Consider the following 14,537-nt stretch of genomic DNA (forward strand, 5'->3'; position numbering starts at 1 on the left):
GTTTATGGTTTGTCAAGAGCAATTTCATAAATAATTCAAATTTGCTCAGTAAGATAAAGTCAGATAAATGAGTTATCAACTAATCAACTCGTTAGAAATGATTTTAAGGAGATAGATAAAGATGAGTAAGCGTAGAATGAGACGTGGCATCACCTGGTGGCAAATTGCCGTTATCGCTGTTGTTTCGGCGGTAATTGGCGGTGGCGTAGCTTTTGCTGGTTTTTCAATGCTTAGTCGCAATAGCAGCGATACGGCCACCGATTCCTCAGGTACGTCGGGTACCACGAAAGTTAGCAATGTTTCTGTCAAAACAAATAGTTCCATGACCAAAGCCTTCAATAAAGTTGAAGGGGCCGTTGTTTCTGTCATTAACGAACAACGCCAAAGTCAAAATAGTGGTAGCGATATTTTCTCAGATCTATTTGGTAGCAGTGGTAACAGTAAGAGCAGTGGTTCTTCTGATTCAAGTTCCGGCTCAGGCACGAGTTCATCTGAATTAGAGACGGTCAGTGAAGGTTCTGGCTTGATTTATGCCAAGCAAGATGGCACTGCTTATATCGTCACTAACAATCATGTGGTTTCTGGTTCTGATGCCTTGCAAGTTATTTTAGCTGATGGGACGAAAGTTTCTGCTAAAATCGTCGGCGCTGATGCGACTTCTGATTTAGCTGTTTTATCAATTAGCTCAGCTAAAGTCACAACAGTTGCCAGCTTCGGTGATTCATCAAAAATCACGCCAGCTGAACCAGTAATTGCTATTGGCTCACCACTTGGTAGTGAATATGCAACGTCAGTAACTGAAGGGATTGTTTCAGCGAAAAATCGGACGATTGATGTGACTGATGACACCACCGGCCAAACAACTGGTCAAGCCACAGTTATTCAAACAGATGCGGCAATCAACCCAGGGAACTCTGGTGGCCCACTAGTAAATAGTTCTGGCCAAGTTATTGGGATCAACTCATTGAAGTATGCCCAAAGCACTGATGGCACTTCCGTTGAAGGGATGGGCTTTGCTTATCCAAGTAACGAAGTCGCTCAAATCATTGATCAATTAGTTAAAAATGGTAAAGTTGTCCGGCCAGCGCTTGGCGTCGGTGTCGTTGATTTAACGAACATTTCCGCTGATCAACAAAAATCAACTTTGAAATTACCAACGACTGTGACTAGTGGTGTGGTGATTGCTTCTGTTGAATCTGGTGGCCCTGCAGCTAAAGCCGGTTTGAAGAAGTATGATACTGTTGTTGGCATTGACAGTAAAAAAGTCACTAGCATTGCCGAGATCCACACCGCAATTTACGCCCACTCAATTGGCGATACCGTTACAGTGAAGTACTATCGTGATGGTAAGTTACAAGAAACCAAGGTTACGCTGACCAAGGAAGCTAGCAGTACGACTAGCAGCTCGAACAGTTCTAGCAGTAACTAGGTTTAGGTAGAATTTCGGTAGAATGGTGCCGAGACTTCCCCAGTAACCACCTGTGTAAACTAACAGAATTGAGCACCACTATTTAGAAAAACAGATCGTTATAAACTTAATGAGCTCGTTTGACAACCATTCTGGATGAAACCAGAGGAATGTCAAACGAGCTCTTTTGATACTACTATTCAAGTATGATAACAATTCAAATCAAGTTGATTAGTCCCGCTATAACTTCCTTAAGTACTAACAAAGTTGAAGTGCACCACCTCAATTCCAGACGAAATGGAGGGCGTGGTTGTCAGCCGCCAAATTTGTCTTATTGCTTCAGCAATTAGACAAAGGCTCGTATTGATGACAATTTGGTTTGTAATTGGCATCAATCGATGCCGGCAGCGTTCCACAACCAGCAAGCCCGCAATGGAGTCAGAACCTGTTCTGCTGAAACACTAGTTTTTATAAGTAGTCCACTAGTGGACCGACTTGTGCACAACTCGTTTGTAACATTATGACAAGCATAACGGTTATGCACAGTTCAGGTGTGAATTGTCAGTAAGTAACATCAGTGGTCAAATCTAACGTTAGCAGTAGAAAAAACAGTTAAATCTCATTGTTTCACGTAATTGTTCGGCAATAATGTCGCTATAACGGATATTTTGGCGCTACGTTCGGATTATTTACCAGTAAAAAACTTGTCAAGAGAAAGTTTTATCGACATTAGTTATCCACAGCGTGTGGATAAAGGTGTGGATATCCTATAATACCGCGGAAAATCAAGTGCTTTTAAGTTATCCACATTGTTATCGACAGGTGTGGATAACTTTGGCAGTTAGAAAAAAGGTTAAATAAAAAGCTGATAGCATCACTGTTCCACGCGAATAATAATTCACAGCGAACAATAAAAAGACGTGGAAAACTAATTTAAAAAATTTTTACCTTGACAAATTAAAATGGAATATTTGGTATCAAGGGTTGATTTTGACACAAGATTCTGCGGCGAACATGTGTACAAGTGGAAAACTTTGTGGATAACTTGGGGAAAACATGTTTCAGCTGTGGATAGTTATTTTGGGGCTGTGACTAACTGCTAATAACGCTGGTAAAACGGCGATTATTATAAAATACGCAAATGAACCAGGTATTTTTTAGTCACAGCGGTTATTAATCGACTGATTGGGATTAAGTAAGAACATTGCTGATTGCTAGTGAATGTCGGGTGTTGGCAGTTAGCGAAAAATTTTAGCGTGCAAAAAAAGCGCTGATCAAAATGATCAGCGCTAGTTTAATATTTTTAATTGATTAAGCTCGATGTTTAATCGTGGCGGTGTTGAAGTCGATGCGTTTACTCATGTAGTAAATCAGGATGGCACCAACTAATAGAGAAGCAAATTCGCCGGCGGCCACAGAACCGTATGTTAACCAGAATGGCGCCTTTGTTAAGACGACTAATTCCCAAGCAATCAGGAACATCATGACCGTGCCAATCACGACGACGCTGCCTAGCTTGGCCATTAAATTAGGCAATTTCTTGCTGACAAAATAGATAATGGTCAGCGAAATCAAGGTTTGTAAGGAACCCCAAACGATATCAACCACGCCTAAAGTACTAGTTAGGTTGGCCAAGATGCAGCCTAATGTTACACCCCAGATATAACGTTTGTTGAAAACAACCAAGCAATTCAGCATTTCGGAAAGCCGCAACTGTACGGCACCGTAGCCGAGCCCAAACATTTGACTTAAATAAGTCAAAGCCACATATAATGCTGCAATGATCGCCGAAATGACGAGGTCATGCAGATGATTCTGTTCTTTTGTCATGTAAATCCTCCTTTATAACCCATGACGGTTATTAATAACTGTGACCAAAGGAAATACCCATTTTGGGATTAGAAGTGCCACAGTGGTACAAAAAATGTCCGACTCCCATGATAACGGAGATGGCAGGGCTTTACAATAGCCAAAGCGGGCTAATTGTTCGACTTTTGTCACAAAGCCGGTGATTGGTGGTTAAGAGATTGGGAAAAAGCGGCCAATCTTCGGCTTGCCTGTGCTAAGATTAAAGAAGAAAAAATAGCGGAGTTGAGTACAGTGCGGGACTTACAGCCGAAACGAATTGTCGTCAAAGTGGGGACAAGTTCGCTGGTATTAGCAAATGGTAAATTAAATTTACGGGCGATCGGTCGCTTAGCTTATGTGTTAACCGATTTATGTAATCACGATTATCAAGTTATTTTAGTGTCTAGTGGCGCCATGGGTGCTGGCCGCGATATGTTACATATTAAGGAACGACCCACAGAAATTCCCGAACAACAAGCCCTGGCCGCCATTGGTCAAAGTCGCTTGATCGGGATTTATACGCGGGAGTTTGCCGAGTATCAACAAATTGTCGCCCAAGTTTTATTGACGCGGGATGTGATTATTTTTCCGGAAAGTCACTGCAACGTAGTCAATACCTTGAATGCGATGCTGGCTAAAAATATTATTCCGATTATTAATGAGAACGATACAGTGTCCATTGACGAATTGGATCATAAAACTAGCTTTAGTGATAACGACGAACTTTCGGCAATTGTGGCGGAAATTACCCAGGCGGATTTGCTGATTATGTTGTCGGACATTGATGGGCTGTTTACCGCGAATCCCCATAAGCATCCTGAGGCCCAGCTGATTAGTCAGGTACCGGTGATTGACGAGCAAATTCTCAGTTACGCTAGCGGCCGTGACAGTAGCTTTGGCACTGGCGGGATGACGACCAAGATTAACGCAGCCCAACGGATTTTGAAGAATCATCAGCAAATGGTTCTGGCCAATGGCGTCAATCCGGAAATTATTTATGACATTTTAGATGGTCAAGAAATTGGTACGTTATTTAGCGAAGGAAAATAAATAGGTGAAGATATGACAACTTTAGAAAAAATCGGTCAGCAAGCGCAAGCGGCCGCCACGGAGTTAGCGCTATTAAAGACAACTGAAAAAAATGCCGCCTTACAAGCGATGGCCAGTGAATTGTTGGCCGAGGAAACAGCGATTTTAGCGGCTAATGAATTGGATTTGTCGGCCGCGCAAGCTAATGGTGTGCGGCCAGCAATGCTAGATCGCTTGAAATTGGACCACGAACGGTTAGCAGGAATGGCCAATGGCTTGCAGCAAGTGATGCAATTACCTGATCCAATTGGTCAGGCAATTTCTGGCTGGCAAACGGAGAATGGTTTGCAAATTGAGAACGTTCGCGTGCCCCTAGGCGTAATTGGCATGATTTATGAGGCTCGGCCCAATGTGACCGTTGATGCGGCTGGCTTAACTTTGAAATCAGGCAACGCGGTCATTTTACGGGGCGGTAAAGAAGCCATTAAAACGAATATTGCTTTGGTAACGGCCTTGCAAACTGGCTTGAAAAAAGCCGGTGTGACTAGCAATGCCGTTCAATTAATTGCTGATACCAGTCATGAAACGGCGCAACAATTGATGCAGTTAACTGACTATGTTGATGTGTTGATTCCGCGTGGCAGTAGTAAGTTCATTAATTTTGTCGTTCATAACGCTACCGTGCCTGTAATTGAAACTGGCGCTGGCAATTGTCACATTTATGTTGACCAAAGTGCCGATTTAAATATGGCCCGGGAAATAATTATCAATGCCAAAACACAGCGACCTTCAGTTTGTAACGCCATGGAAAAGCTCGTCGTCAATGAAAAAGTGGCCGCGGAATTCTTGCCAATGATTCAGGCAGCTTTGGCGCCTTATCACGTGGAGTTGCGCGGTGATGCGGCAGCTTGTGCGATTTTACCAGAGATTGTGCCGGCAACTGCCGAAGACTGGGGCACAGAATATGACGACTATATTATGGCAATTAAGGTTGTGCCTGACTTAGACGCGGCAATCGCTCATATCAATCGGTATAACACCCACCATTCCGAAGCCATTATTACCAAAGATTATGCGGCGTCCCAAGAATTTCAACGGCGAATCAATGCGGCAGTGGTTTATACCAACGCTTCAACGCGCTTCACTGATGGCTTCGAATTCGGTTTTGGAGCGGAAATTGGTATTTCCACGCAGAAATTACATGCTCGCGGACCAATGGGCCTTGAAGCCTTGACCTCAAACCAATACCACGTTTATGGCAACGGCCAAATTCGCCAGTAAGTCACGTTATTAGTTTTAAATTGAAAGGAATTTCTGAATGACCATTAAGATTATCGGTGTCGGTAAATTAAAAGAAAAATATTTCCGCGCGGCGATTGCGGAGTACGCCAAACGCTTAAGCCGCTTTACGAAATTCGAAATTGTCGAAGTGCCCGACGAAAAAGCACCTGAGAAATTATCTCAGGCACAAATGGACCAAGTGATGGCTGTCGAAGGCGAACGTATTCTTGCTAAAATCAAGCCAAAAGAATACGTGATTGCTTTAGCGATTAAGGGTAAAGAACGCCCTTCTGAAGTTTTCGCTAAAGAATTGGCCGACTTAAGTACCTATGGGCACAGCGACATTACTTTTGTGATTGGTGGTTCTTTGGGATTGAGTCCTGAAGTCTTGCAACGCGCCGATGATCAGCTAAGTTTCGGTCGGCTAACGATGCCCCACCAATTAATGCGGGTCGTGTTGAGCGAACAGATTTATCGGGCGTTTATGATTAATGAGGGCTCTCCGTATCACAAATGATGCGGTTTTTAGTGAATTAACCGCTGCGTTATGCGTTAAGCAAGTCCGTATCACAAGTGATGCGGTTTTTCGATATTTGTTTCAGTTAATGAGGTTGAAAACAATGAAAAGCATTTTATTTGGTAATGGTCTAAATATAAAATTTGGTGGGAATGCATATGAAAACGGGAAAATACTTCGACGAGGATTTAGTACCTTACGACAAGATAAAAAAATACATGCGCTCTGTCCTCCAGAAACACTAGATTTTTTTAATGAAATGTATAAGAGTGTTCCAAATGTTATAAATGGGTCATATGATGTTGTTTCAGATGATTGCATGGATGAGCTAGATCATTTTAAGAGTAATTATGGTCAAAAAAAGATTGATGACATTGGTCAAATAGGAATGGAGGATTATTTCTTGGTTCTTCATTTAATATTTAAATTTAATAGGAAATATAATACTTCGAAAGATGGCGAAGATTTTTTTAGTGAGAAAAAAGAGAGAGATGCCGCTGAATGCTTTCGAGATCTCTGTCTAGTGGGTATTTATAATTTTGGTAAGATAAACAAACTTAATCAGCGGTATTCAAAGGAATTTATTGCATATATTAATGAATTTGATAATGTTTTTACTACTAATTATGACTTAAATTTGGATGCTATATATGATGGAACCGTACAACATATACATGGACAATTTGATGTTCTGGATCAATTATATGATCCAGATAGTTTTAGAAATTCATTAAGTGATAACCAATTTGAAACGAACAATCTACAGAATGTTCCAAAATATAATTATTTGCATTCAACCGCTTTAATGAATTACTCAGGAATTAATAAATTTGAGTATATGATGAATGAGCATCGATTAAATAATCTTTCTGTAGAAAACATTTTGGCATTATCTGCAAATATGGGTAGTAATTCGGAAATTAAATTGGCTCTTGAAGCAAAAAAAAGAATGGAAGCGGATTCGAATCTGCGATTTCAGGAATACGATGCATACGAAAGTTTTAAACAAATATCAGGAAGTCTTAGTATAATTGGTCTGTCATCCACGAATGATAATCATATCTTTAATCAAATTGATGAGTTAAAAACCACATATTATTATTACTCAGATAATGATAAGATTTTGGCTCAGGATAACATGCCTCAGAATACAGATTATGAAAAGGTTTCAAAGTTATGGAAGAAATTGAGGTGTTGATGGATACGGTGTAAAGTCTTTTCAGCCTTTAGCAGGATTTCCTTACCAATATTTTTAGATAATTAATGATGAATAAGTTTATCGGCTTGAACAGTTTCTAAGACGCCAAATTAATTAATTTAGCCTTTTTTGCGCGGATGCTGTATCAAATTGCAGTGGATAATCCAACTGATGCTGACCTGACTCAACAATTTATTGCCTCACCAGTGATGGCGATGTTAGATTTAACGCAATATGCGGTTTGACGACATTTTCGCGGCGCTGCAGAAGGGCATTGATAATGGCGAAGTCCGGGCGCTGGATCCTAGTGTGATCTTAGTAATGGGCACTAGTACTTTATTTAATTATGAAAGGATGGTCCGATTACACCAGGTCGATCCAGTGACCACACCGTTGAGCGCTGTGATTGACATGATTCTGGCCGGTTGCGTGAAACCGGTCGGTGATGAGTAAGAAAATCACCGTGAAATACAATTATTGTTAAACTAACCGAGGAGAATTATCTATGAAATCAAAAGTTATTGTAATCAGTGGTCTAACCGCTGGTGGTAAAACAACACTTGTTCAGGCCCTTCATCAAGAATTGGCCAACAGTTATGTGATTTCTTTTGATGATTATAATATTGATGCGATACCTTCTGCACCAGCGATTACTGAACCATTAGCCGATCACGTGTTGCAATATGATATTTCGGTACTAATCAAAGCCTGTTGCGAAATGGATGGCCAATATGAGACGCTATTATTAGACTTTCCCTTTGGCAATCGTCATCCCGATTTGGCACCGTTAATTGATCTGACGGTATATAATCAAGTGCCGTTGGATATTCGTTTGGCCCGCCAATTGCGGCGTGATTCTGAGTCGGAAATGTTGGCGATTGTAACTGCTTATTTGAGTACAGCACGACCATTATTTATTGCGAATGAGCAATTTGTGCTGGCAACGGCTGATCTTGTTTTAGACGGGATGCGCCCACTTAATGAACGCGTAACCTTGATTATAAAGCAGTTGAAGCAAAAATCGTGTGACGATTCGCTGGAAAATTAAACCACCGCTAACGAGACGAAGTATGTTCGTTAGCGGTGGTTTTTTATATTGGCGCAGATTAATCTTTAGTAGTTGACTCGAGTTGTGTCCGAATCCGACTTAATGAGACTGGCGTGATGCCGAGATAGCTGGCGATTTCATGGAGCGGAATTCGCGTTAGTATTTCGGGGTTATCGGCAATCAGTGCTTGGTAGCGGCCCGTCGCGGTAGTTTGAAGTTGGGTGTAGATGCGCCGCCGATACGTGATGAATCGTTGACACAACCACTGATTCAAATTAGTTTCGAATTCGGGATAAGTTTGTCGGAAGTTATCGAAATCTTTTTTATTCAAAATTAAGAGAGAACTTGTTTCTAATGTTTCAATTGAAGAATCACTGGGCTGATTCAGATAGAAACTTTCAAAAGAAGTGACCGGCTGATTTTCGAAGAAAAATTGTAAAGTTACCTCGCGTTCAGGTGTGGTGTGCCACATCCGCAAACTGCCATGAACAATTAAATTTAGGTGCGTTGCAACGAGGAACGTTTATGAAGACTAGGTTGTGGCGGTTTAAGTGGCAGAACTTTGCCCAGGTGGAAAAGAAAACGATGGCAGAAAGAACGCGGCTTTTAACTAACTTTCGCTTGAAATAAGTCTTTTTTCCAGGCAATAAGTAATCGTTCCTGGCGGGCAATCTTTGATTTCGCCCCAAACTTGGTAGCCGAGTTTTTCGTAGAATCCTCGGGCTTGAAACTGCCAGGTTTCCAAGCGAATGCCAGTTAAATGTTGGTCAGTGGCGAATGTTTCGACGGCTTGCATTAATTGGCGACCGACGCCTTGTTTTTGAAAGGCGGCATCGACTTGCAGTAATTCTAAGAAGTACCAATCATATTGCACTAGCCCCGTAGCGCCGCCGATTTGTTGCTGGTCAGCGTAAGCTAAAAAATTATGGGCGACAATTCCGGAGCCGTGTGCTTTTAGCCACGGCGATTTTTCGGCGTTATTCTGAATTAAATTGGCAATAATGGCTTGTTTGCCTGCTTCGGCATTATTTTCTTGAATCCTAATCATGATGAGTGAACTTCCTTTTCGCAAGAATGAGGTCGATGGAGAAATTATACCATTTACGGGTGCTTGTCTTAAAAGTAGCCCAGCAATAAATGGTATAATGATGTTATCTTGGGGAGTTGCAGGCGAACCCCAGCTTAAATTGCCGGTGAACGGAAAGGATTTATCATGCGGATCAATTTGTTGCAGCACACGTCAAATGAAGGCCCAGGGATGATTGCTGATTGGGCGGCGACTAAAGGTCATGAGCTATATATTTATCATCCAGATCAATTTGGCCAGTTGCCAACTGCTGCTGAAACCGAGATGTTAGTGATTTTAGGTGGACCAATGAGTCCTAACGATGATTTGCCTTGGATTCGGCAGGAAGAACAATTAATTCAACAGTTGTTGGCGAACAAAACGCCGATTTTTGGTGTTTGTTTTGGCGCTCAGTTAATTACGAAAGTCCTTGGTTATTCCGTGGAAAAAGCTCCCGCCAAAGAGGTCGGTTGGGCACCAATTTATCGCCAAAGTGAACTGATTGCCGGCATACCGGAGCAGTTAACAGTCTTGCATTGGCACGAAGAGATGTTTGCCATTCCGGCTGGTGCTGAACGGCTCTTTGCCAGTGACCGGGTGCAAAATCAAGGCTTTGTTTTGCCACAGCCACAGCGGGTGGTCGGTCTGCAATGCCATTTGGAACCAGCGGCGATCAATGTGCGCGAGATGGTCATCAACGACGGAGCTTATTTGGCCGGATCGGCGTTAGGTCAGAGTGCCCAGGCAGTATTGGCGCGACCGGTTCCTCCAGAAAACCGGGCGGCGTTGTTTGCCATCTTGGATTATTTGGCGCATTAAATCATATTTTTAATTTAACTAAGCAACAGACTCATTATGATGAGCTTGTTGCTTTTTTGGCCTATAATGAAAGCAGTTACTGATTTGTTAAAAATTTCAGGAGGTTTTATCGATGACAAATTATAAGTGGGGCATTATTGGGCCCGGGCGGATTGCGGTTAACTTTTGTGAGCAATTTCCGGCAGGTCAGACGCTGTATGGTGTCGCCAGTGCCCATAGTCAAGAAAAAGCGGCAGCATTGGCGAGCCAGTTTAAGATTCCTCATGTTTATTCAAGTCATGAGGAATTATTAGCTGACCCCGCAATTGAGGTGGTTTATATTGCCACCACCAATAATGTTCACTACGATAATATTAAGGCAGCGTTACTGGCGGGCAAGCATGTCTTAGCTGAAAAGCCGATTACCTTGAACGCGAGTCAATTGGTTGAATTAAATACTTTGGCCCAGAGTAAGCATTTGATTCTAATGGAAGCTCAAACAATTTATCATATGCCCCTGTATCCTAAACTATTAGAATTTGTGGCCCAGCATCCAGCTCAGGTTGGTCGGCTCAAATCACTACAAGCAGCCTTGGGGATGTTTGTGGATCCTAATGAAACGGCCGGCCGCTTACTAAATCCAGAGTTGGCTGGTGGAGCGTTACTTGATTTAGGTATTTACACTTTAAGTTTTGCGCGGCGCTTCATGACGGCGACACCTAAATTGGAAAAAACCGTAATGGTGCCGACAGCAACTGGTGTCGATGATACTAGTGTGACGTTGCTTTCAAATAGTCATCAGGAATTGGGCTCGTTTTCATTAAGCTTGTCAGCACGTCAGCCAGAAGTGGGCTACGCTGTTTATGAGCATGGCTACTTTATGGTGGAACATTTCTTGCGGCCGGAGCGCGCTATTTTCGTGGACGGCGCTACGGGCAAACAGCAAGTCATTACTGCTGGCGCCAATCAGCAGGCGATGGGCTATGAAGCGAGTGATATGGCGACGGCGATTGAAACTGGCGCTAATCCAACGGCGGCATGGACGCAGGAGACCATGGCGATAATGACTGCGATGCGCGAGCAGTGGGGCTTGGTTTATCCGAATGAAAAGTAACGTTAGATTAAAATGAATACGCCGAATTAGCAAAATAAATTGTGGTCAATTAATAACCCGCTTGACAAGCTTGCTGGAAAAATACCAGTGATTGTCAAGCGGGTTATTTTTGTGCGCGATGCCATTAGTTAATCGATTTTTCGCTGTGGATTCAGAATGCCCATGGGATCAAATAAGTGTTTAATTTGATGTTGTAATTCATCAACCGTTTCGCCTAATTCAGCATTATTCCATTGATTTTTCAGCATGCCCACCGCGTGTTCACCAGAAATTGTGCCGCCTAGTTCCAGGGTTTTGCGGAAAGTTCGACGTAGCGCTTCAAGGACAACTTCGGGCACCTCAGCACTACCAGACCAGACGAAAATCGGATGAATATTGCCATCGCCAGCATGGCCGCCCTTATAAATCGTAATGTTTAATTCACGTTCAAGCGTCTGCAAATAGTCCATCAGAGTGGCTAGTTGTGAGATTGGCACCGCCATATCTTCCGACAAATGATTTTTACCAACTAAGGCTACCACCGCTGGCAAAAGATCGCGGCGAGCTTGCATCAGGGCTGCTTGTTCTTGCGGGTCAGTTGACTGTTGGAAATTATGACCGTGATGTTGCGTCACAATTTTTTCAAGTAGCGCCTGTTCTTCGGGATGGCTATTATCTAAGCGGAAAACTAGCATCGATTCCCCAGGCTGGGCGTAGTGCGTGTGCTCGTATTGATCGATGACCGTCATTGTTTCCGCGTCAACCGCCTCTAAAGTTGTGGGATACAGCCCGGAAAGGCGAATCGCTTGGACGGCAGCCGCCAATTCGCCCAGACTAGGGAAAAAGGCCCGGCCGACAGTTGGTGTGCCTAAAGGAATCGGTAATAGTTTAACGGTGATTTCATAAATGATGCCTAAAGTGCCCTCAGAACCGACGAAAAGTTGAGTCAGGTCATAGCCGAAAGCTTGCTTAAGTGTGCGGCCGCCAACTTTGACGAGCCGACCATCAGCCAGCACAACTTTCAGGCCCAACACATTGTCTTTCGTTGCGCCAAAGCGGACAGTACTCATGCCGCCAGCGTTCGTAGCGGCGTTACCACCAACTGAAGAAATCAGACGCGATCCCGGATCGGGGCCGTAGAACAGCCCTTGTTTACGAGCCGCCTGATCCAGATCATTATTGATTACTCCCGGTTGCACCACGGCCAAGAGATCAGCTTGATCGATTTCCAGAATTTGGTCCATTTCTCGGGTGGAGAGAATAATGGCGCCAGCAATTCCGTCGGCGCTGATCACAGTATTTGTAAAGGCACTTTGCGGCACCACTGGTAAATGGAAACGCCGCGCCGTTCGCAAAACACCTTGAATATCCGCCACACTTTTAACACTGACAAAAGCGCGAGCTAGCGCACTATCTTTCACCACAGTCTCAGCACTGAATGATTGCCGCTGCAATGTTTCTGAATCAGTTTCAACCGTGCCATCGCGGACTTGTTGTCGCAAATAATCATTGATTTCTTGATCGGAATAAGCTGCTAATACAGTCATATCGAAGCCTCCTTTGATTTCAAGGTCTACTAACTGAGTTCTCTGTAAATGAACCCAGTTTTTCACCATAATCGTTAAGTTACCGCCGATAATACCGTAGTTAAATTGGGAAAACAAAAGAATGAGATTGATTTTGACGAAATTGCGGTAAATTCTTGGCTAGACAGGGTAGCTAATTCCTAAGGTGAAGCTCACTGAGTTGGTAACTGGGCAGCGGCGTTACTAAATTGTTTTTCAAAATAAAAACACCTCTGACAAGTGAATATAATGTCGGGGTGCTTTGCTGAGATTTAAGAATTTATAAATTTGGCTAATTAAAAGAATTAACCGAACAAGTTATGATGAGTGCCAATTGCCAGCAAATAAACCGCTTCGTCTGCTTGACCATAAATCAACAGATGGTCGCCGATATGGCCATCGAAGTGTAATTCCAAAATATGAATCGTTAATTGTTTATTTGCAAGTTGCTGTTTAATCTGTTGCTCATGTTTAGGAAGAATCAGCGTATATTCATAGAAATAAGCTGGTATTGGTTCATTATTAATTAAACAATCAAGCGCATATTGCCAAGCCGATCAGTGATCTTGAGTAAATGAGACTGGCCGATTGAAGATGGGTCGTCAGCGAGGATCTTTTTTATATTGCTTTTTGAATTGTGAGGTTAGTTTGATTTCAATCGTCATTTAATAGTTGCTCAAGTTCTTGACGATTATGAGCAGTTGGCAGTTGCCGCTGCTGTTCCAAATCATCGATGGCTTCAGTGAGACTGGCAAGGACTTCTGCGTTCGGAGCACCAAAGCCCTTGGGCAAGCCCTCATTAGCTAGCGTGCTAACGCTAGCACGTAAATAGTCAGATAAAGTCAAGCCAGTGTCCTTAAGCTGAGCTAGAGCTTTCAATTTGATGTTATTATCAATTCGCACTTCAATTCGCGCATTGTGTTTTTCAGTTAATTTTTTTGCCATATCACTCACCTGCATTGTACTACAAATGCCTCACAAAAAAGTAAAAACTTACTCGCATAATCTCAAAATTCACTTAATATTAAATACGCGTTCTTGCCGATATTTTTTTAATTTCGGTGGTTTGGCAAGTTTAGTTTGAATAATTAAGGGTGAGACAGCTAACTTTAAATCCTTCTGCGTTAAAATAAAATTAGTGACGGTTTTAATAATTAACAAGTGGAGGATATCATCGATGATCAGCCAAGCTCAACAACATCAAAAAATTCAGACTTATTTTCAAATGTGGCTTAATCGTGATTGGTCTAGATTGGCCGATCTTTTTACGTCGAATTGTGTTTACGAAGAATGTTATGGGCCGGTTTATCGTAACTTTGCCGAGATTCAACAATGGATTAACCACCAAAAGCAGAAACAAGTGGTGACAGCCTGGCCAATTCATGAATTTATTGATGCTGGTCCGACCGTCATTGTGACTTGGACTTTTGCTGCGAGGGAACAGACGAGTTATTTATTTGATGGCGTGTCAATTATTCATTTTGCTGCTGACGGTCGGTTTGATCAGGTGCGCGAATTTGAAGCCAAACATGAGCGCCGGTATCCTTATGAAAATGCTGAAACCAAGAAGTATTGAAAATGAGTGAGATTAAATTTGCTCAATTGGTTTAATTAAAAAGAAATACCTGTCTAACCCGCCAATTGCGCTTTTCCAGCCCGCATGCTACACTGACTTTAAATTGAATA

General features: G+C 42.6%; 16 protein-coding genes and 1 pseudogene. 11 read left to right on the plus strand and 6 right to left on the minus strand.

Annotated elements, in window-relative coordinates; genetic code table 11:
- The first annotated feature begins 121 nt into the window (after positions 1–121).
- Entirely contained in the window at positions 122–1,429 is a 1,308-nt protein-coding gene (locus tag EKM82_RS09325; protein WP_225419708.1) for a S1C family serine protease, read from the plus strand.
- Between the two features lie 276 nt (positions 1,430–1,705).
- Positions 1,706–1,873 carry a hypothetical protein gene (locus EKM82_RS11590; protein WP_164508214.1) on the plus strand — a complete coding sequence of 56 codons (168 nt, stop codon included), beginning with the start codon at positions 1,706–1,708 and terminating at the stop codon, positions 1,871–1,873.
- A gap of 846 nt (positions 1,874–2,719) precedes the next feature.
- On the opposite strand, the gene EKM82_RS09330 is transcribed toward EKM82_RS11590, so the two are convergent.
- Complete coding sequence (locus tag EKM82_RS09330; RefSeq protein ID WP_125768430.1) at positions 2,720–3,238, minus strand: QueT transporter family protein; 519 nt, start codon at positions 3,236–3,238, stop codon at positions 2,720–2,722.
- Between the two features lie 270 nt (positions 3,239–3,508).
- Between EKM82_RS09330 and proB the strand changes: the two genes are divergently transcribed.
- The 6 genes from proB to EKM82_RS09360 all read left to right on the plus strand — a co-directional run bounded on the left by proB (position 3,509) and on the right by EKM82_RS09360 (position 8,329).
- Positions 3,509–4,306: a glutamate 5-kinase gene (proB, locus tag EKM82_RS09335; RefSeq protein ID WP_125768433.1), complete on the plus strand. Its 798-nt coding sequence runs from the start codon at positions 3,509–3,511 to the stop codon at positions 4,304–4,306.
- A gap of 12 nt (positions 4,307–4,318) precedes the next feature.
- Positions 4,319–5,566, plus strand: a complete 1,248-nt coding sequence (locus tag EKM82_RS09340) for a glutamate-5-semialdehyde dehydrogenase (RefSeq protein WP_125768436.1) — start codon at positions 4,319–4,321, stop codon at positions 5,564–5,566.
- A gap of 37 nt (positions 5,567–5,603) precedes the next feature.
- Positions 5,604–6,083, plus strand: a complete 480-nt coding sequence (gene rlmH, locus EKM82_RS09345; protein ID WP_125768439.1) for a 23S rRNA (pseudouridine(1915)-N(3))-methyltransferase RlmH — start codon at positions 5,604–5,606, stop codon at positions 6,081–6,083.
- Positions 6,084–6,186: 103 nt separating this feature from the next.
- Positions 6,187–7,281, plus strand: a complete 1,095-nt coding sequence (locus EKM82_RS09350) for a hypothetical protein (protein ID WP_125768442.1) — start codon at positions 6,187–6,189, stop codon at positions 7,279–7,281.
- 234 nt (positions 7,282–7,515) lie between these two features.
- A complete protein-coding gene (locus EKM82_RS09355) occupies positions 7,516–7,734 on the plus strand; it encodes a hypothetical protein (protein ID WP_125768445.1) in 219 nt (72 codons plus the stop codon).
- 52 nt (positions 7,735–7,786) lie between these two features.
- Positions 7,787–8,329 carry a nucleoside/nucleotide kinase family protein gene (locus EKM82_RS09360; protein ID WP_125768448.1) on the plus strand — a complete coding sequence of 181 codons (543 nt, stop codon included), beginning with the start codon at positions 7,787–7,789 and terminating at the stop codon, positions 8,327–8,329.
- A gap of 58 nt (positions 8,330–8,387) precedes the next feature.
- On the opposite strand, the pseudogene EKM82_RS09365 reads toward EKM82_RS09360, so the two are convergent.
- Together EKM82_RS09365 and EKM82_RS09370 are read right to left on the minus strand one after the other, a co-directional pair.
- A pseudogene (locus EKM82_RS09365) lies at positions 8,388–8,828 on the minus strand (Crp/Fnr family transcriptional regulator); the annotation flags it as partial.
- A gap of 111 nt (positions 8,829–8,939) precedes the next feature.
- Positions 8,940–9,377 (minus strand): GNAT family N-acetyltransferase, encoded by a 438-nt coding sequence (locus EKM82_RS09370; protein WP_125768454.1) that lies wholly within the window; start codon positions 9,375–9,377, stop codon positions 8,940–8,942.
- A 165-nt stretch (positions 9,378–9,542) separates the two neighbouring features.
- On the opposite strand from EKM82_RS09370, the gene EKM82_RS09375 reads away from it, so the two are divergent.
- Together EKM82_RS09375 and EKM82_RS09380 are read left to right on the plus strand one after the other, a co-directional pair.
- Positions 9,543–10,214, plus strand: a complete 672-nt coding sequence (locus EKM82_RS09375; RefSeq protein WP_125768457.1) for a type 1 glutamine amidotransferase — start codon at positions 9,543–9,545, stop codon at positions 10,212–10,214.
- Positions 10,215–10,326: 112 nt separating this feature from the next.
- Positions 10,327–11,307, plus strand: a complete 981-nt coding sequence (locus EKM82_RS09380) for a Gfo/Idh/MocA family protein (RefSeq protein ID WP_125768460.1) — start codon at positions 10,327–10,329, stop codon at positions 11,305–11,307.
- A 128-nt stretch (positions 11,308–11,435) separates the two neighbouring features.
- On the opposite strand, the gene EKM82_RS09385 is transcribed toward EKM82_RS09380, so the two are convergent.
- The 3 genes from EKM82_RS09385 to EKM82_RS09390 all read right to left on the minus strand — a co-directional run bounded on the left by EKM82_RS09385 (position 11,436) and on the right by EKM82_RS09390 (position 13,796).
- Positions 11,436–12,833, minus strand: a complete 1,398-nt coding sequence (locus EKM82_RS09385; protein ID WP_125768463.1) for an FAD-binding oxidoreductase — start codon at positions 12,831–12,833, stop codon at positions 11,436–11,438.
- A gap of 323 nt (positions 12,834–13,156) precedes the next feature.
- Complete coding sequence (locus EKM82_RS11835; protein ID WP_225419709.1) at positions 13,157–13,267, minus strand: type II toxin-antitoxin system YafQ family toxin; 111 nt, start codon at positions 13,265–13,267, stop codon at positions 13,157–13,159.
- 238 nt (positions 13,268–13,505) lie between these two features.
- Positions 13,506–13,796, minus strand: coding sequence for a type II toxin-antitoxin system RelB/DinJ family antitoxin (locus EKM82_RS09390; protein WP_125768466.1), 291 nt, complete (start codon positions 13,794–13,796; stop codon positions 13,506–13,508).
- A gap of 232 nt (positions 13,797–14,028) precedes the next feature.
- Between EKM82_RS09390 and EKM82_RS09395 the strand changes: the two genes are divergently transcribed.
- Positions 14,029–14,427, plus strand: coding sequence for a nuclear transport factor 2 family protein (locus EKM82_RS09395; protein WP_125768469.1), 399 nt, complete (start codon positions 14,029–14,031; stop codon positions 14,425–14,427).
- Positions 14,428–14,537: the final 110 nt, after the last annotated feature.

The organism is Lapidilactobacillus wuchangensis, from assembly GCF_003946645.1.
In the GTDB taxonomy this organism is placed as follows: Bacteria; Bacillota; Bacilli; order Lactobacillales; family Lactobacillaceae; genus Lapidilactobacillus; species Lapidilactobacillus wuchangensis.